The organism is Pseudomonas sp. TE3910, from assembly GCF_056279025.1.
Window position 1 is genome coordinate 2,569,370 of sequence record NZ_JBWBQN010000001.1, and the last position, 17,813, is coordinate 2,587,182.

The window sequence follows — 17,813 nt, forward strand, 5'->3', positions numbered from 1 at the left end:
ACCTTCAGGTATCGAGGTGCCCCGCCAGGTACTGCTGCAGCCGCCTGCGCATCAACCGCCCTTCACTGCCCAGACACGCCACCTGCGAGCCGATCAACAGGTCTTGGGCGAGGTCTGCGGCTTCGCCGGCGAACAACAGCGGGCACTCCAGGCCCAATGCCAGGCGCGCCAGACGCTTGGGCAGATCAGCCGCCGGTGGATGATTGGAAAACAACACCAGGGCATGAGGCTTGATGCGCTCGCACACCAGGCTCAACTCCTCCAGCGGTTGCCCCAGCGACAGCACGCTCACGGCGACCTCGCTGCTGCCCAGCAACAACGCGGCCACCAACAGCTCCAGCTCACGGCATTGCCCGGGGATTGCCGCCAGCACGACATGGAGCTCTTGCTGCTCACGCGCCAACTGCAAACGTTGCAAGGCGCGGGCCCGCAGGAAACCGTCGAGGAACAACCACTCGCTAAGCTGGCCAAACACCTCCTGGGCCGTGCGCAGTTCCTGCCACACGGGCATCAGAATGTCCTGGAACACCACCACCAGCGGATAACTGGCAAACACCTGCCCATACACTTGCTCAAGCTGGCGCTCATCGAACGAGCGGACCGCTTGGCGCAACTGAACCTGCCACTGCGCCCAATCGCTCTGCACGCCTTGTGGTGGTGCCTGCAGCGTCTGCGCCTTGATGACCTGGCTCTTGGCAAGCAGGCTACCGACCTTGCTCACCGCCACACCGCGTTCGATCCAGCCGAGGATATTACGGACCTCGTCAATATCGGCCTGGGAATACAGCCGGTGCCCACTTTCGGTGCGTGTTGGCTGGATCAACCCATAACGGCGCTCCCAGGCACGCAACGTCACCGGGTTGATACCGGTTAATCGGGACACCTCACGGATAGGAAACAGCTCCTCGTGATCGAGGGCAGTGGAGCTCAGGGAGGGATGAGCGGATTCAGTCATCGCCGGGACAGCCGCATTTTCAGAAGGTGGAGGCCATTCTACTCCGCTATTGCCGCCAAGGCACAAGACCGATCTGAACCCACCCGGCGTAGATCAGCACTGACGCGCCAGCCCATTTACGGAATAATCCTTGCTTGTGTTCAAACGCTGCCCACCACCCCGGGCAGCGTTCCATGGGCGCGGCTACCCGCCGCCTCCATAAAGCCAGGAGATACACGATGTCTACCCCACCCGTTACCTTGATGGTGGCGCGCCGCGTTGCCAATGGCCGCTACCAGGACCTGATCGCCTGGTTACGTGAAGGCGAACAACTGGCCACCGACTTTCCCGGTTATCTGGGTTCGGGCGTGCTGGCCCCGCCGCCGCAAGACGATGAATTCCAGATCATCTTTCGCTTTGCCGACGAAAAAACCCTGCATGCCTGGGAGCACTCGGCCTCACGCACGGCATGGCTCGCCCGCGGCAACGGCCTGTTTCAACAACCGTCGGAACACCGTGTCAGTGGTATCGACGGCTGGTTTGGCAGCAATGCCGCACAGCGCCCACCTCGCTGGAAACAAGCCGTGGCGATCTGGCTGGCGTTCTTCCCGGTATCGCTGGCCTTCAACCTGCTGTTCGGCCACTGGCTCGCCGAGCTGAGCCTGCTGCCACGCGTGCTGCTCAGTACCCTAGCCCTGACACCGTTGATGGTCTACGTCTTCATCCCACTGTCGACCCGTTGCCTGGCCGGTTGGCTCAACGCCAGCAGCACACACCCCGCCACGCCCACGGCCCCCACACTGGAAAGCCGCTAGCCGGCTCAGGGCGCGTGCAACACTGCGCAGTTCGGGTATGCTGGGCACTAACCCTGCGAACACGTAAGAAAAGTTGACCGCCCTTACATGAACAGCCCAATTCTAGTCACCGGAGCCAGCCAACGTGTTGGCCTGGCACTGGCTCTGAGGCTTGCGCAAGCCGGCCATACCGTCGTCAGCGCCAGCCGTAGCAAGAGCCCAGAGGCCGCGCACCCGAACATCATCCAGTTCCAGGCCGACCTGTGCGACGAGCAAGATCGCCTGGCGCTGATCCAGTTCCTGCAAGACAACTTCGACGGCTTGCGCGCCATCATCCACAACGCCTCGCTGTGGCTGGACGACAGCCTGGCCAACCTCAATACCATGTTCAAGTTGCATGTCGAGGCGCCCTACCACCTCAACCTGGCCTTGGGCGAACACCTGCTGAAGCTGGACAAGTCAGACATCATCCATATCTGCGATGAAACCTCCTCGCGCGGCAGCAAAAGCCATATTGGCTATGCCGCAACCAAGGCGGCGCTGCAGAATATGGTGCTGTCCTTTGCAGAAAAGTACGCACCGCGCGTACGCGTCAACGCGATCCTTCCGGGCTTGCTGATCCTCAAGGAAAACAGCGACGAAGAGTATCGCCAGCAAACCCTGAAAAAGGCCCTGCTGGAGTTCGAGCCCGGGGCTCAACCGTTGATCGACGCGGTGCTCTTCCTGCTGGAGAGCCAGTACAGCACGGGCAGCAGCGTGGTGATCAACGGTGGTCGCCACCTGAAAAAAGCCGTATCGCGGTAAACTGACCCACTGCGCCACACCTTCACGAGACTAGCCATGACGCCTCAAGAGCAACTCGAACTCGAAGCGGCGGCCTTTCGCCGCCTGGTCGAACACCTGCGCAAGCGTACCGACGTGCAGAACATCGACCTGATGAACCTCTCCGGCTTCTGCCGTAACTGCCTGTCCAAGTGGTACAAGGCCGCTGCCGACGAGCGCCAGATCGACCTCAGCCTGGATGACGCCCGCGAAGTGGTGTACGGCATGCCTTATGCCGAGTGGAAAAGCCAATACCAGAAAGAAGCCAGCCCAGAACAACAGGCGGCGTTTGCCAAAGGAAAACCCCATGACTGACCTGACCACCCTGCGCGCCAGCCTCAACAGCGGCGAACACGTCTTTGCCGACACCCTGGCGTTCATCGCGGCGGGCTACGACTACCAGCCACAGGCGTTCAACAATGGCGGCGTCGAAAACGCAGCCGGGCAGAACGAAGGCTCGTGCAAAACCCTGGGCCTGGCCCTGCTGGAAGGCCTGAGCGACCAGGAAGCGCTGCTGGCGTTCGGCGAACACTACCGCAGCGTAGTGGCTACGCCGCAAGGCACCGACCACGCCAACATTCGTGCCCTGATCGAGCATGGCCTGGCGGGCGTGAAATTCAGCGCACAGCCGCTGAAGCGCAAAGCCTGACCCAAACGGCATCGCCAATAGGGATCTTTGCAGAACACTGCATTTCCTGTTGGAGCAGGCTTGCCTGCGATGGCATCAGTGGGGTGTCAGTAAGTTAGCGGCGCCTGCATCGCGGGCAAGCCCGGCTCCTACAATCCCTGTTGGAGCTGGCTTGCCTGCGATGACGTCAGCGGGGTGCCAGTGGCTGAGCGGCGTCTGCATCGCGGGCAAGCCCGGCTCCTACAATCCCTGTTGGAGCTGGCTTGCCTGCGATGGCGTCAGCGGGGTGCCAGTGGCTGCGCGGCGTCTGTATCGCGGGCAAGCCCGGCTCCTACAATCCCTGTTGGAGCTGGCTTGCCTGCGATGGCGTCAGCGGGGTGCCAGTGGCTGCGCGGCGTCTGTATCGCGGGCAAGCCCGGCTCCTACAATCCCTGTTGGAGCTGGCTTGCCTGCGATGGCCCCGGCGCGGTGCCAGTGGATACGAGGCGTCTGCATCGCGGGCAAGCCCGGCTCCTACAATCCCTGTTGGAGCTGGCTTGCCTGCGATGGCGTCAGCGGGGTGCCAGTGGATACGAGGCGCCTGCATCGCGGGCAAGCCCGGCTCCTACAATCCCTGTTGGAGCAGGCTTGCCTGCTGTGGCGTCGGCGTTGTGCCAGTGGCTGAGCGGCGTCTGCATCGCGGGCAAGCCCGGCTCCTACAGGCTGCACGTCAGGCGTAGGGCGGGACCACCCGCCCCGGTGCGCACGCGGTCAGTTCGCCACGCTTCAACCACCCCAACGCAATCGGCCATAAACGCCCTTCGTAGCGGCTACGAAAAAACGCAAAATGCCCCACCTGCGCCTCGTCGATATCTTCAGGGGCAATACGCAGGTGCACGCGTGGGCTGGCCTTGAAATACGCCAGCAAACGCTCAATCGCCGGTACGGTACCAAACGGATCATCGCTCAGGCTGATGGCCAGGGTTTTCGCCGTTACCCGGGCAAAGTGCAACTCGGCCAACGCCTGACCACTGGGCCGCGTTTCATAGCGCGCACTGGATCGGCTCCAGTCACGCACCACACCAGCCGGCGTGTCTTCCAGCCAGCCCAGCCGCTTGCCCGGAAAATAGCCACACAACCGTGTCAGCAACGGCATCAACACATGCCATTTGCACACCAGTTGCCAACGGCTGGCCGCCGCGTAATCACGCCAGTAGGCAAATTGCGCCCCCACCGTGACCAAATGCCGAATCACCGCCGACGAAGGCGCCAGCCCCGCGGCACACCCTCCAAAACTGTGGCCGATGACATCAATGGGCTGACCGGGAAACACACGCATCGCCCGCTGCAGCATCGCCTCGAAATCCAGTACGCCCCAGTCGGACCAGGACGCCTGAAACCCGCGCATCGACGCCGGCCGCGACTCACCGATGCCCCGGTAGTCGTAGACGATCACATCGAAGCCATTGGCAAACAGGTACTCGGCAAAACGGAAGTAGAACCGGCAGCGTACCGAGGTAGCCGCGTTGATGATGACCACCGCCCGCGCGCTATCAGCCTTGCCATGACGCCAGGTAAAACCGCCGAGGCTGAAACCATCGGCGGCCTGCTCACGAAAGGCCTCGCCTGAGGCACCGGCAACCGGCGCCGGGTGCTGCTGAAGGATGATCGACATGCGCCCCCCTTTTTATAGTGGGGTCAACGCTAGCACCTTTACGGCGGGTTGAGTGTCCCGATCAGGGCATCCACCACGGCTTTAGCGCTGTCGAGGCTATGATGCACCAGCCAGGCGCTGTCTCCGGCCAGCACCTGCTCACCCATGGCAGCGGCATACACCGCCGCTCGCGCGGGGGCCAACAAATCGGAAATGCTGCTCAGCGCATCGGCTATCGGTACACCGTCAACCACGCAGAACAGCGCGCGCTGCTGGTGTGCATCGCCCGTGCAATGGAACACCACACCTTGTGCGGTCGTAATCGGAGGGGAATCGGACGTACTCATAATCACTCCTAACGTTTAGGAGCTGCCACTGTTCGCGGCCAAACGAGAGAGGGTGGCAGCTGTACGAGGGTTGGCCGACCGGGACGTTAGGAGCCCGGCACACCCGAAGGTGTCCCGCGCACAGCCGCCATAGCACGACGTGCAAGCGCAAAAAGTGCACTTGCATTCGGATGGTGGCGCTTATGCGCCTAACGTTGTCGACCGGCCAAGGTCGGTCACGGGATTGACCGTGACCGCGCAACCATACCGGCGGCCCCCGGTGCACGCAACAGCAAAGCGTGGCTCTCTGCGCGAAAGCGCTTCACCTGCGCGCGGGCACTAGTTGTGGTAGGTCATCCACCAGGTTTCGCGGCACGTCGAATTGAAGGTCATGTGTGCGGGCGCAACCGTAAACTGGTCGACCGGGCACTCCAGCACTTCATAGATGATCCAGCACTCGGGGCAGGTGTCCGCACTGACCGGCAAGCGGTCTTGTTCAAGGGTGCGCCGAATGACCACACCGTTGGTAAACGTCGCAGTCAGGGTGTCTTCCCTGACCTCAAGCCCTTCGTCCACGGTGCTGTTTGAGCTGACGGTATAGTCGCGAACACACACCGTACTTTCTGCGCCGTGCAGCGCGCGAACATACAGTGCCAAGTGCTGCGTTGCCTCTTTCATGCGATATGCCACCTGGGTAATGCAGGGAATATTGACCCGCACCGCACCTGTTAACAGGCGCGGGCGCTGCCCAGAATGAGCGCGCACAGTGCATGGGTACAAGCACAGATTGCAAAAATGCTCAGCCAACTTAGACAAAAAGCCACGGCCAAGCGAGGGTGAAATGCCGTATGATAATGCCGCCCAAATGCAAATATCGGTTCGTTTTAGATGAGTGGCAAGTCGCTTTTCAAGATTGACCTTCGTGGTTTAATACTGCTTCTCGCGATTGCGACTGCACTTATTACGCTAGGCAACGCGCTCTATTCAAGTTATCGCGTTCAGCGCCAGCAGTTGATCGACAACACACTCGAATCAAACCGTATTTATGCGGCGAAACTGGCTGCCAGTACCGATCAGTTTCTGCATTCGGCCCAACAACAACTCGCCTACAGCGCGCGCATGATGAGCAAGCCGGACGGGCTTGGCCAAGCACTAGACGAAGTTGAACGCCTGAAATCCCAGACCGACAGTTTCAACTCGGTAACCGTTGCCGATGCCACGGGAAAAGTTGTAGCCATATCACCTGAAACGATTCAGATCGTGGGAAGTACACTTACTTCGGTGAATGCTCAGCGCGCACTGACTGAACAGAAGCCCTTTATCAGCCAACCCTTCGTCTCGTTCGCCGGCAACTTGGTGGTGTTCATTTCCCATCCGATTTTTTCCGACCAAGGCGTCTACCTCGGGTTTATCGGCGGCACTATTTACCTCAAGCAAAAGAGCATGCTGCACAGCCTGCTGGGCAGCCACTTCTACACCGACAGCTCCTACATTTACGTCGTCGATGAAAACCGCAAGCTGCTCTACCACCCCGACCCCAATCGGATCGGCGAGGCCGTCGGCCCCAACACGGTGATTGATGCCGTGATTCGTGGTGAAAGCGGAAAAAGCCAGGTCATCAACACCGCCGATGTCGAGATGCTGGCCGGCTACGCGCCCATTACCTCGGCGCATTGGGGCATCGTTTCTCAGCAGCCGATCGAGACATCGCTGCTGGCGTTGAACACGCTGATGATCAACATGCTCAAGGGCATTCTGCCGGTTGGCCTGCTGGGAATGCTTGCTATCTGGTGGCTGGCACGGCTGATCTCGACGCCGCTGGGGCAACTGGCCGACTGCGCCAAGAACATGGACAGCCCGGAAGCGCAGGGCAAGATCCGCGCGGTAAAATCCTGGTACTTCGAGTCAACCCAGATCAAGCGCGCCTTGCTGTTAGGCATCTCCTTGCTGCAAAGCAAGATCGGCAAGTTGAACAAGGACGCGCAAACCGACCCGCTGACGGGCCTGCTCAACCGGCGGGCCATGGCCCAAGTACTGGAAACCTACCGCAGCGAGCAGACCGCCTTCTCCGTCGTGGTGCTCGACATCGATCACTTCAAGCGGGTCAACGACACCTATGGCCATGACACCGGCGACAAGGTCTTGGTGCAGCTCTCGAAAATCATGCAGAAGTATTCGCGCGAAGCGGACAGCGTATGCCGCGTGGGTGGCGAAGAGTTTTTGATCCTGCTGCCTGGCACCTCACTTGAAGCCGCCGGCAACTTTGCCGAGCGCCTGCGCGTGGCCGTTGAACAAGCACCCATGGCGCTTGTTGGGCACATCACGATTTCCCTGGGGGTCGCCCACTGGCCGGACGACGCCAAAGAGCTCTCCGAAACCCTGAAGCTGGCGGACGACCGGATGTACCAGGCCAAGCAGTTGGGCCGCAACCGCGTGGTCGCGAGTGCCGTTGAGGGCACCGTTCAGTCATGCGTGCCGCAGTAACTGCACGACCACCCCGGCCAGCCCACACGCCATCAGTACCGGTATCACGCCGCGCTTGAAGCGGAACAGTGCAATTGCGGCCGACACGGCGATCAACGCCGATACCCCATCGAACGCACCGCTGAAGCCTTTGGGCCAGAGCACGTGATAACCGAAGAACAGCGCCAGGTTGAGGATCACCCCGACGACAGCCGCGGTGATGGCGGTTAACGGCGCGGTGAACTTCAGCACGTTGTGCGTCGACTCCACCAGCGGGCCACCCGCCAGAATGAACAGAAACGACGGCAGGAAGGTGAACCAGGTGACCAGGCACGCGGCAACCGCACCGGCCAGGAACAGGTGTTCGTCCCCCAGCGCCTGCTGCAGGTAAGCACCCACAAAGGCAACAAAAGCCACCACCATGATCAACGGCCCGGGGGTGGTCTCACCCAGCGCCAGGCCATCGATCATCTGCGTTGGGCTCAACCAGCCATAGTGGCCGACCGCGCCTTGATAAACGTAGGGCAGCACCGCGTAGGCACCACCAAAGGTCAGCAGTGCAGCCTTGGTGAAAAACCAGCCCATCTGGGTCAAGGTACCGCCCCAGCCAAACAGCGCCGTCAACACCCCCATTGGTACTACCCACAGCACCGCGCCAACAACCAACAGTTGCGCCAGACGCGACCAGCGGAAACGTGCATGTGCGGGTGTAGGGGTTTCATCGTCGATCAGCGCGGGGCCATAGGCGGCCCGGCTTGCAGCATGCCCACCGCCGTTACTGAACCTGGCCGGCGCAAAACGACCGCCCAGGTAACCCAACACAGCGGCGCCCAGCACAATCAACGGGAACGGCACATTGAGGGCGAATATCGCGACAAACGACGCCGCAGCAATCGCCCACAGCCAGCTGTTTTTCAGTGCCCGTGAGCCAATACGGTGTGCCGCCTGGATCACGATGGCGGTCACGGCAGGCTTGATGCCATAGAACAACCCGGCCACCACCGGCACGTCACCAAAGGCGATGTAGACCCAGGACAGGCCAATCAGGATAAACAGCGATGGCAGCACGAACAGTACGCCGGCAATCACCCCGCCCCAGGTTCTGTGCATCAGCCAGCCGATGTAGGTGGCCAGTTGCTGAGCTTCGGGGCCGGGCAGCAACATGCAGTAGTTCAGGGCATGCAGGAACCGACGCTCGGAAATCCAGCGCCGCTGCTCGACCAACTCCTGGTGCATGATCGCGATCTGCCCGGCCGGGCCGCCGAAGCTGATAAAACCCATCTTGAGCCAAAACATAAAGGCGTGCCAAAAACTCACCGGCGGCGGTGGTACGGCTAGGGTGTCGGCTGCCTTCGGGGCGATGTGCGTCATACTGAGGATCCCTGATTGCCCGTATTAAGGCCCGGTAAAGGTATTCATTCGGGTGAGGCCGTATGATGAACGCTTGAACCGCTCAAGTGGAAGGCTCCCCCCGAATGAACGTGAGTGTTTTGTACGCGCTGGCCGCAGCGGCCCTGTTTGGCGCCAGCACACCACTGGCCAAGTTTCTGGGCGTGGGCCTTTCTCCTGTGCTGTTGGCCGGGCTGTTGTACCTGGGTAGCGGCCTGGGCCTGACCCTTGTGCGGTGCATTCGAGACCGAGGCTGGCGCAGCAGCGGCCTGACAGCCCCTGAATGGCCGTGGCTGCTCGCCGCCATCGCATTCGGCGGCGTGCTTGGGCCGATTGCGCTGATGTTCGGCCTGACACGTACCTCAGGGGCGACCGCCTCCCTGATGCTCAATCTGGAGTCTGTGCTGACCGCCCTGCTGGCCTGGGTCGTGTTCAAGGAGAACGCTGATCGTCGAATCGTGCTCGGCATGATCGTCATCGTTCTGGGGGGCTGTGTACTCTCCTGGCCTCAGGAAAGCACATCGGCCCATGACTGGACCGGCCCACTGGCCGTGGCGTTCGCCTGCCTGTGCTGGGCCATTGACAACAACCTGACGCGCAAAGTCTCAGCGTCCGATGCCGTGTTCATCGCAGGCCTCAAAGGCTTGAGCGCGGGTGTGGTGAACTGCGCGCTGGCATTGGCTATCGGCGCCCAACTGCCGGCAATCAGCACACTGCTGCCTACCTTGCTGGTGGGCTTCCTTGGTTATGGCGTCAGCCTGGTGTTGTTCGTACTGGCCCTGCGTGGGCTCGGCAGCGCGCGTACCGGCGCCTATTTCTCAACCGCGCCCTTTCTGGGCGCGGCCCTCTCGATCCTGATGCTTGGGGAGTCGGTGTCATGGCTGTTCTGGATCGCTGCCGCGCTGATGGCGCTGGGTGTCTGGATACACCTGACCGAGAACCACGCACACGAGCATCAACATGAACCGCTGGTGCACAGCCATCGACATACCCATGACGAGCATCACCAACATGAACACGACTTCGAATGGGATGGCACTGAACCCCACAACCACCTGCACCACCACGCACCGATCCGACACAGCCACCCGCACTTTCCCGATATCCATCACCGGCACAAACATTGAGGGTGTGCCTGGTTGTTGATGGGTTCGCCCTGGGTGCACTCACTGCCACGCCGACAGGCTATCGCCCGGCCCGTCAGCGTTACGCCGAAAAAAGTCGCGCAGGTGTTCGATGAAGAAGGACACCTTCGCGGACAGATTGAGGCGCTCAAGATAGACCGCATAAATGTCCGCAGGCGGTGTTTCGTAGTCTCCCAGCACCTCCACCAACCGGCCAGCACGCAGGTGATTGGCAAGGTTCCATTCGGCGCGCATCAGGATGCCATGGCCATCCAGAGCCCAATTCAGCGCCACCTCACCGTCATTGGTACTGAGGCTGCCACGCACCTTGACCGACTCGGTTTGCTTGCCCCGGCTCAGCCGCCAGATGCCGAAAGCCGCATCATTCTGGCGTAGCACGATGCAGTTGTGCTGCATCAGGTCCTTTGGCATTTCAGGGCATCCGAACGCCTCCAGATAAGCCGGAGCAGCGCATAAGCGGCGGCGGTTCGAGGCGATCTTGCGGGCAATCAACCGGGAGTCGGGCAGCTCGCCGAAGCGGATGGCAACGTCAATGGCGTCATCCGGCAGGTTGATCGGTCGGTCGCTCAAGTGCAATTGCACCTCGACTTCCGGGTAGCGCCTGAGGAACGACGAGATCGCCGGGCCAACATGGGTGCGGCCAAACCCCAGCGGGGCATTAACGCGCAGCAGTCCCTTGGGCTCGGCCCGGCTACTCGACACTTGACGCTCCATTTCCTCGATTTCACCGAGGATCCGCTGGGCATTGATCAGGTAAAGCTCGCCCTCGGCGGTGAGGCTGATGCTACGCGTGGTGCGATTGAGCAGGCGCACACCGAGCCGCTGCTCCAGGTGCGCCAACCGCTTTGAGACTGCGGGCGGTGTCAGATTGAGCTCGCGGGCGGTGGCCGCAAGGCTACCCATCTTGATCAGTTGGGCGAAAAAGGCCAGCTCCGACACCTGATTCATAATTAACTCCAAGGAAACAATGAAGTGAATTTCATTGTATTACGCCATTTTAGAAAAACCATTACCTTTTACTCCCGTGATTAACCACAAACCTATTGGGCTGTTCATCTGCCACAGCACGGCTTTGCCTGCATTCGTCAGATAGCCCAACCGCCAGTAAGTAATCCGACTCATAACAATAATGCGGAGAAGGCTATGGCCAAGCGATTCATAGGAAAGCTGTATGTCCAGGTCCTGATTGGCGTGACCATCGGCATCGCGCTCGGTGTGTTCTGGCCGCACGTCGGCGTCGATCTGAAACCAGTGGGCGATGCCTTCATCAAACTGATCAAGATGGTCTTCGCGCCCATCATTTTCGCTACCGTGGTGCTCGGCATCGCCAAGATGGAGAACATGAAGGAGCTCGGCCGGGTCGGCATAAGAGCGCTGATTTATTTTGAGGTTCTCTCCACCTTCGCCCTGGTGCTGGGCCTGATTGTGGTCAACGTTGTACAACCCGGCCAAGGCATGAACGTCGACCCCGCCACCCTCGACACTCAGAGCATTTCCAGTTACACGGCCGCCGCAGCCAGCGGTTCCGGCAGTTTCACTGACTTCCTGCTGCACGTGATTCCTGCGAGCGTCACCGACGCCTTCGCAAAAAACGAGATTCTGCAGATCCTGCTGTTCTCGACCCTGTTCGGTATTGCGCTTTCCCATCTGGGGCCACGCGGTAAACCACTGGTCGATGTGCTGGAAGCCTTCTCGCACGGCATGTTCCACATCGTCGGCATGGTCATGCGTGTGGCCCCGCTGGCCGCCTGCGGTGCAATGGCGTTCACCGTCGGCAAGTACGGGCTGGGCTCGATCGTTTCCTTGGGCAAGCTGATGGCGACCATGTACGTGACCTGCTTTCTGTTCGTGGGCATCGTCCTCGGTTTCATCGCCCGCCTGTCCGGTTTCAGCCTGTGGAAGTTCCTCAAGTACATCAAGGATGAGCTGTTCACGGTACTGGGCACCAGTTCATCAGAGTCCGTGGTGCCACAACTGATGAACAAGCTGGAAAATGTCGGCGTCTCCAAGCCGGTGGTGGGCCTGGTGATCCCCTCTGGGCTGACCTTCAACCCCGACGGCCAGTGCATTTACTACACCATGGCGGCCATCTTCATCGCTCAGGCCACCAACACGCCGCTGACCCTGACCGACCAATTGATCGTACTCGGCGTGTTGCTGCTCACCTCGAAAGGTTCTGCCGGCGTTACCGGCTCCGGCTTCATCACGCTGGCCGCCACCCTGGCCACCATGGACAACATTCCGGTTGCCGGCATGGTGCTGCTACTCGGCGTAGACCGTTTCATGTCCGAGGCCCGCGCCATCACCAACACCATCGGCAACGCGGTCGGCACCATGGCGATCGCCAAGTGGGTTGGCTCGCTCGACAAATCCCGAATGGAGCAGGTGCTGAACGGCAACGCACTGCCGGAACAGAGCCAGGCGCTGAAGTCATCGCCGCTAAACCAAACCGAAAAACCGACAACGACAGCCAGCGGCGCCTGACCCAGAGCACACGCCAGCAACGCCCCAGCAAACCCGCCTTGTGATGCAGTAAGGAGAATGAAAGTGGATAAAGAATCAGCCGTTCAATCACTCACCGACGTGATGGCCAAGTTCACCGCTTATATCGGTAAACGCCTTCCTACCGACGTAAAGAAAAAAACCGCCCAGTTGCGCGCGGCAGAAACCAATCCTCTGGCTATCGCGGTCTACGACTCCATGGCAGAGAACCAGGAGTTCGCCGACAAGCTGGATCGCCCGAGCTGCCAGGATACCGGGGTGATTCAGTACTTCATCTCGGCGGGTGCCAGGTTCCCGCTGCTGGGAGAACTGGAAAGCATCCTGGAAAACGCGACGCTGGAAGCAACCATCAAAGGCCCACTGCGCCACAACGCCGTGGAAACCTTTGTCGAGAAAAACACCGGGACCAACACCGGTTCCAAGATCCCTTGGCTGGACTGGGAAATCATTCCCGACGCCGACTATGCACTGATCGACGTCTACATGGCCGGGGGTGGGTGCACCCTGCCGGGATCGGCAAAGGTATTGATGCCAGGCCAGGGCTATGAGGGCGTGACCGAGTTTGTCTTCGACGTCATCACCTCTCGCGGCGTGAACGCTTGCCCGCCACTGCTGGTTGGCGTGGGCGTCTCTACCTCGGTGGAAACGGCAGCGCGCCTGTCCAAACGGGCAATTCTGCGCCCGGTGGACTCTAGCCACCCCAACGAAAACGCCGCACTGATGGAAAAGCTACTCGAGGAGGGCTTGAACGAGATCGGCATTGGCCCGCAAGGCTTGACCGGGAACAGCAGCGTGATGGGCGTAAACATTGAGTCTTCGGCACGACACCCGTCGACCATTGGTGTCGCTGTATCCACAGGCTGCTGGGCGCACCGCCGCGGCAAGATCCGCATCAACGCCGACCTGTCCTACGACATTCTCTCCCACGAAGGAGTAGTACTGTGATTAAAGTTCTGACCACCCCGATCAAGGATGAAGACCTCGCAACCCTTAACGTCGGCGACGTTGTTTATCTTACCGGTCAGTTGGTGACATGCCGCGATGTAGCCCACCGCCGGCTGATTGAGCTCAAGCGCGAATTGCCAGTGGACTTACGCGGCGGAGCGATCTTTCACGCCGGGCCCATTGTGCGGAAAAAAGATGATGGCAGCTTCGAGATGGTATCGATCGGGCCGACCACCAGCATGCGGATGGAAAAGTTCGAGAAGCAGTTCATCGAGGAAACCGGTGTGAAGCTGATCATTGGCAAAGGCGGCATGGGCCCGGAAACCACCGCCGGCTGCCTGGAAAACAAGGCCGTGCATGCCGTGTTCCCCGGTGGCTGCGCAGTACTTGCCGCCACAAAGGTAGAGGAAATCGAGCGCGCCGAGTGGCAAGACCTTGGCATGCCGGAAACCCTGTGGGTAAACCGGGTGCGCGAGTTCGGCCCACTGATCATCTCGATAGATACCAAGGGCAACAACCTGTTCGAGCAGAACAAGGTGCGCTTCAACGAGCGCAAAGGATCGGTCATCGAGAAGATCAACAGCCAGGTACGCTTTATCAAGTGACCCGGCCGGGCGGCCACGGCAGGAAAACCGTGATCGCCCCTTCACACATCGGCGCCTAAGGCGCACCATTACGCGGTTTCCGGCGGAATTCCGCCATCCGTGTCCTGAAAAGTGGCGTCTTTTCCCCGCACAATCGCCAGAAACGCCAATCCAACAACCGTAACATGTGCATTACAACCTTCGGGTACAGGTCTTGCAAAAGCTGAACCGTAAAAGACCAGACCAAGACTCAAGGGATCAGACCATGCAAAAAACCTGTCACCATGAGCTGCGCAATGCCTTTCGTGCCCTGCTTGCCAGCCATGCCTGTTACCACACTGCCTCAGTGTTTGACCCGTTGTCGGCGCGTATCGCCGCCGACCTCGGTTTTGAAGTCGGCATCCTCGGCGGCTCGGTCGCGTCCCTGCAAGTGCTCGCCGCCCCGGACATCGCCCTGATCACCCTCAGCGAGTTTGCCGAACAAGCCACACGCATCGGCCGTGTGGCCCGCCTGCCCGTGATCGCCGACGCCGACCACGGCTACGGCAATGCCCTCAATGCCATGCGTACCGTCATCGAACTGGAGCGCTCCGGCGTCGCCGCACTGACCCTTGAAGACACCCTGCTGCCAGCCCAATTCGGCCGCAAGTCCTACGACCTGATCAGCGTCGAGGAAGGCGTCGGCAAACTGCGCGCTGCCCTGGAAGTACGCGACGACAGCGCCCTGGCAATCATCGCCCGCACCCATGCCGGCGTGCAGCCGCTGACCGACGTCATCCACCGCACCCGCGCCTATCAGGACGCAGGCGCCGACGGCATCTGCCTGGTCGGGGTGAAGGACTTTGAACACCTGGAGGCCATCGCAGAAGGCCTGAGCGTGCCACTGATGCTGGTCACCTACGGCAACCCGGAACTGCGCGACGACAGCCGCCTGGCCAAACTGGGCGTGCGCATCGTGGTCGACGGCCATGCCGCCTACTTCGCGGCAATCAAAGCCACCTACGACAGCCTTCGTGAGCAGCGCGGCATCCCTGTCGAAAACGCGCTAAACGCCTCGGAACTGGTAACCAAGTACACCGCCCCGAACGACTACATCGCCTGGGCGCGGGAATACATGAACGTGAAGGAATAACGCGCCAGCTTGGGGCGAGATTCGATCCAGGCCCGCCACGAAAAAATCGTCGCCGCGCTTATGGCAGCGCTTTAAACAAGCGCAGCCTGGGCCAGGCACTGAAACACTAAGCGGTATGAGGTCGTGGGAGCGATGCGATCATTTGATCAAAAGCCTCTAGCGCATACCTTCCATCAAGGCTTTTCAAGGTCGGCATTTCTGAAGGAAAACCGAATTGCACCCGGCCTGGAAGTACCTTTTCGATGGCTGAGTACCAGTTCAAAAGAGCGGTTTGGAGGCGCACGTGTAGCTCGAAATTACGCCGTCGGCGGGTGGTGTCTGCGTTGGCTCGTTCACGCGCGAGCTGCGGATCGATGCGGCCAACAATGTAACAGTCGGCGAAGCCAATCCGCCTTTGGGCTACCGTTTCTCGTGTAGCCGCCAACTCCAATCGCCAGTCGTGTTCGCTGGCCTCGCCGATCTGCCAGAGGCTCCAAATGTAGTGGAGCTTGAGGGGGTCGCTATCACACAAAGCCCACGAAGACATTGCTTCCGTGGCGAGCGCTGCCTGCCAGCGTTCTACGTTTCGCTCAGCCCAGAACGCTGCGGCTCCGACGGGGTCTTGCAGTCGATTCGGCTCGTCCTTGAAACGTCCATTTTCAGGAACGACATATTGCCCTCCATGCTTTGCGCACCAGCTGGTTTTCCCGCTGGCGCTGATACCGTCGACAACTACGATCATCGTTCTGACTACTCCGCAAAATTCATCCTGCTCCTGCAAGCCTACAGGCATCCGAGTGGCTTGTGCCGGCATCCCTTCATGCAGTGTTTCGCAGTCGCGGGCGTGCAAGGCTGGGTAAATGACTTAGCCGTATGGACACCGATCCGGAGACCAGCAGAAACAACAAAGCCCGAACTGGGCGGGCTTTGTGGGGTGTTTCGTGCCCTGTGGGGCTGATCGAAACGGCTGAATGGTGGAGACAGACGGACGGTTGTTGGCCGTGAGGGCCCGGTTTTCGCGGGGCTGGAATTTTGTGGATTTCTAGCTGTACCTCATAGGGTATCTATAAAAAAATCAGCTAGTTATGGCTTTCCGTGGAATCGAATCGGGATTTTTTGGACTCCAGTGAGAACGACGACCACCCGCTTCAAATGCTATGTGAGGAACGACAGGATCCGTCCGAAAATGGCAGCTAGCGAACCATATACGGCGCTCGTCGATTGAATAACGGCATCGATGGCGGGCCGTTGACGTCAGCGGCCTTAAACCTAGGTCGAGAGCTGCCGGAGTCCTGTCGGCATTTGTAACGAATGCCGCTAGCGAACATTCTTCGTACGCTTGCTAGCGGAGTTCGCGCTATGGGCTATCATTTGTGCCAGCATTTTGAAATCACGATCTGAGGCTCAGGGTGATTTCGACCCAATAAGGATGGGCTGCGGTGTTTTCAAAAACTGATGGCTCGGTACAGCAGCTGCGTAATCATCTCTCGGGCAAGCAGCTACAAACGGAAGGTTTACGACATGTCTAGATGTACAGCACCAGTACAGGGTCATCGCTCAGCAAGCGCAAGAGCAGCGTGTCCCGCATGTGGCGGCGGATATAGCGGCTACGGATCGCGATCGTATTCATCCTCGTCCTACGCACCATCCTATTCGTCCCCGTCTCATGGTGGGGGTGGTCGCAGTAGTGGCGGTTCATCCAGCAGCGCAAAGCCGCGCTGGTCGAAATCCGGGTCCTCTGTGGCCTATACCTCCGCCGAGGTACGAACACTCACACCGGTACGCGAAAATGTCGAGAAGCGTGCGGCAATACCTGATCTACGTGACGTATTTCTTTGTCATGCCTGGGACGACCGGAAAGGATCCGCGAAGGAGCTGCATGATGTACTCGAGTCGCTCGGTGTTTCCGTTTGGTTCAGCGAGAAAGATGTCCTTCTAGGCTCTTCGTTAATGCGGGAAATTGATAAGGGATTGGCGAAGTCTCGAGTAGGAATTGTGCTGGTGACCCCTGCTTTGCTGCGCCGCCTAACGACCGAAGGCATCGCCGACAAAGAGCTTTCCGCGCTCCTCGCAAGGGATCTGCTGGTTCCAGTCATTCACGACACAACATACGAATCGCTTCGCGAAGTCAGTCCTTTACTCGGCTCGAGAAGCGGCTTGAGCACCGCTGAAGATACCTTTGGAGATATCGCTGCCAAGCTTGCCGAGTTGGTGGCCCCGTAGCTTCACGGTACAGGCGTACCGCTTTACTTAGATACTCGTTATCAATCGAAGGAGCTGAACACATGAGTATTAAACCCGGCCCAAAACCGATCGCTGAATCCACCGGAAAAAAGGACCAGCGCCGTCGTGTTACCGAAGAAAACAAATCCAAACATCCTGATCTGGAAGTACACAAACACAAAAAAGGTGACTGACCTTGAAAGCAGTGAGAGGGGCGAGTCACTCAAGATAGGCCGCTTCTAGACGTGTAGCGACGGTCATACCACGACCGTCGCTGTACGTTTTCAGATCTCCGTCGGCACCGCCATCTCCAA

General features: G+C 59.8%; 19 protein-coding genes. 12 read left to right on the forward strand and 7 right to left on the reverse strand.

What is annotated here, in order from left to right; genetic code table 11:
• Positions 1-4 precede the first annotated feature (4 nt).
• The gene (locus ACZ9H3_RS11660) at positions 5-955 is read right to left on the reverse strand and encodes a MerR family transcriptional regulator (RefSeq protein WP_476220844.1); all 951 of its coding nucleotides are present in this window, start codon (positions 953-955) and stop codon (positions 5-7) included.
• A gap of 218 nt (positions 956-1,173) precedes the next feature.
• Here ACZ9H3_RS11660 and ACZ9H3_RS11665 point away from each other — a divergent pair, with 218 nt between their 5' ends.
• From ACZ9H3_RS11665 to ACZ9H3_RS11680, 4 genes are all read left to right on the forward strand, one after another.
• The gene (locus ACZ9H3_RS11665) at positions 1,174-1,749 is read left to right on the forward strand and encodes an antibiotic biosynthesis monooxygenase (protein ID WP_476220846.1); all 576 of its coding nucleotides are present in this window, start codon (positions 1,174-1,176) and stop codon (positions 1,747-1,749) included.
• Between the two features lie 87 nt (positions 1,750-1,836).
• Positions 1,837-2,532 (forward strand): dihydromonapterin reductase, encoded by a 696-nt coding sequence (gene folM / locus ACZ9H3_RS11670; RefSeq protein ID WP_099775765.1) that lies wholly within the window; start codon positions 1,837-1,839, stop codon positions 2,530-2,532.
• 36 nt (positions 2,533-2,568) lie between these two features.
• The gene (locus ACZ9H3_RS11675) at positions 2,569-2,865 is read left to right on the forward strand and encodes a DUF1244 domain-containing protein (RefSeq protein ID WP_099775766.1); all 297 of its coding nucleotides are present in this window, start codon (positions 2,569-2,571) and stop codon (positions 2,863-2,865) included.
• Entirely contained in the window at positions 2,858-3,199 is a 342-nt protein-coding gene (locus ACZ9H3_RS11680) for a HopJ type III effector protein (protein WP_102052769.1), read from the forward strand. The genes ACZ9H3_RS11675 and ACZ9H3_RS11680 overlap by 8 nt, the downstream gene beginning before the upstream one ends.
• A gap of 688 nt (positions 3,200-3,887) precedes the next feature.
• Here ACZ9H3_RS11680 and ACZ9H3_RS11685 read toward each other — a convergent pair.
• The 3 genes from ACZ9H3_RS11685 to ACZ9H3_RS11695 all read right to left on the reverse strand — a co-directional run bounded on the left by ACZ9H3_RS11685 (position 3,888) and on the right by ACZ9H3_RS11695 (position 5,815).
• Positions 3,888-4,832: an alpha/beta hydrolase family protein gene (locus ACZ9H3_RS11685; protein ID WP_476220849.1), complete on the reverse strand. Its 945-nt coding sequence runs from the start codon at positions 4,830-4,832 to the stop codon at positions 3,888-3,890.
• Between the two features lie 38 nt (positions 4,833-4,870).
• Positions 4,871-5,158, reverse strand: a complete 288-nt coding sequence (locus ACZ9H3_RS11690; protein ID WP_409278726.1) for a DUF3077 domain-containing protein — start codon at positions 5,156-5,158, stop codon at positions 4,871-4,873.
• A gap of 318 nt (positions 5,159-5,476) precedes the next feature.
• Entirely contained in the window at positions 5,477-5,815 is a 339-nt protein-coding gene (locus ACZ9H3_RS11695) for a hypothetical protein (protein ID WP_065758808.1), read from the reverse strand.
• 210 nt (positions 5,816-6,025) lie between these two features.
• On the opposite strand from ACZ9H3_RS11695, the gene ACZ9H3_RS11700 reads away from it, so the two are divergent.
• A complete protein-coding gene (locus ACZ9H3_RS11700) occupies positions 6,026-7,621 on the forward strand; it encodes a sensor domain-containing diguanylate cyclase (protein WP_476220852.1) in 1,596 nt (531 codons plus the stop codon).
• Here ACZ9H3_RS11700 and chrA read toward each other — a convergent pair.
• Positions 7,604-8,896 carry a chromate efflux transporter gene (gene chrA, locus ACZ9H3_RS11705; protein WP_476222755.1) on the reverse strand — a complete coding sequence of 431 codons (1,293 nt, stop codon included), beginning with the start codon at positions 8,894-8,896 and terminating at the stop codon, positions 7,604-7,606. The two genes, ACZ9H3_RS11700 and chrA, sit on opposite strands and share 18 nt — an antisense overlap.
• Positions 8,897-9,075: 179 nt before the next feature.
• On the opposite strand from chrA, the gene ACZ9H3_RS11710 reads away from it, so the two are divergent.
• Positions 9,076-10,116 carry a DMT family transporter gene (locus ACZ9H3_RS11710; RefSeq protein WP_454240151.1) on the forward strand — a complete coding sequence of 347 codons (1,041 nt, stop codon included), beginning with the start codon at positions 9,076-9,078 and terminating at the stop codon, positions 10,114-10,116.
• 39 nt (positions 10,117-10,155) lie between these two features.
• Here ACZ9H3_RS11710 and ACZ9H3_RS11715 read toward each other — a convergent pair whose 3' ends face one another.
• Positions 10,156-11,082 (reverse strand): LysR substrate-binding domain-containing protein, encoded by a 927-nt coding sequence (locus ACZ9H3_RS11715; protein ID WP_330522990.1) that lies wholly within the window; start codon positions 11,080-11,082, stop codon positions 10,156-10,158.
• Positions 11,083-11,277: 195 nt separating this feature from the next.
• Here ACZ9H3_RS11715 and ACZ9H3_RS11720 point away from each other — a divergent pair, with 195 nt between their 5' ends.
• From ACZ9H3_RS11720 to ACZ9H3_RS11735, 4 genes are all read left to right on the forward strand, one after another.
• Positions 11,278-12,618: a dicarboxylate/amino acid:cation symporter gene (locus tag ACZ9H3_RS11720; RefSeq protein WP_476220855.1), complete on the forward strand. Its 1,341-nt coding sequence runs from the start codon at positions 11,278-11,280 to the stop codon at positions 12,616-12,618.
• A gap of 63 nt (positions 12,619-12,681) precedes the next feature.
• Entirely contained in the window at positions 12,682-13,581 is a 900-nt protein-coding gene (ttdA, locus tag ACZ9H3_RS11725) for a L(+)-tartrate dehydratase subunit alpha (protein WP_330522988.1), read from the forward strand.
• Entirely contained in the window at positions 13,578-14,186 is a 609-nt protein-coding gene (gene ttdB, locus ACZ9H3_RS11730; protein WP_330522987.1) for a L(+)-tartrate dehydratase subunit beta, read from the forward strand. Before ttdA ends, ttdB begins: the two co-directional genes overlap by 4 nt.
• A 244-nt stretch (positions 14,187-14,430) precedes the next feature.
• A complete protein-coding gene (locus tag ACZ9H3_RS11735) occupies positions 14,431-15,297 on the forward strand; it encodes an isocitrate lyase/PEP mutase family protein (protein ID WP_065758814.1) in 867 nt (288 codons plus the stop codon).
• A 106-nt stretch (positions 15,298-15,403) separates the two neighbouring features.
• Here the strand turns inward: ACZ9H3_RS11735 and ACZ9H3_RS11740 are convergent, their stop codons facing one another.
• Positions 15,404-16,018 carry a hypothetical protein gene (locus tag ACZ9H3_RS11740; protein ID WP_476220858.1) on the reverse strand — a complete coding sequence of 205 codons (615 nt, stop codon included), beginning with the start codon at positions 16,016-16,018 and terminating at the stop codon, positions 15,404-15,406.
• 998 nt (positions 16,019-17,016) lie between these two features.
• Between ACZ9H3_RS11740 and ACZ9H3_RS11745 the strand changes: the two genes are divergently transcribed.
• Positions 17,017-17,499, forward strand: coding sequence for a toll/interleukin-1 receptor domain-containing protein (locus ACZ9H3_RS11745; protein ID WP_476220860.1), 483 nt, complete (start codon positions 17,017-17,019; stop codon positions 17,497-17,499).
• 62 nt (positions 17,500-17,561) lie between these two features.
• Positions 17,562-17,693: a hypothetical protein gene (locus ACZ9H3_RS11750; RefSeq protein ID WP_256122401.1), complete on the forward strand. Its 132-nt coding sequence runs from the start codon at positions 17,562-17,564 to the stop codon at positions 17,691-17,693.
• Positions 17,694-17,813 lie beyond the last annotated feature (120 nt).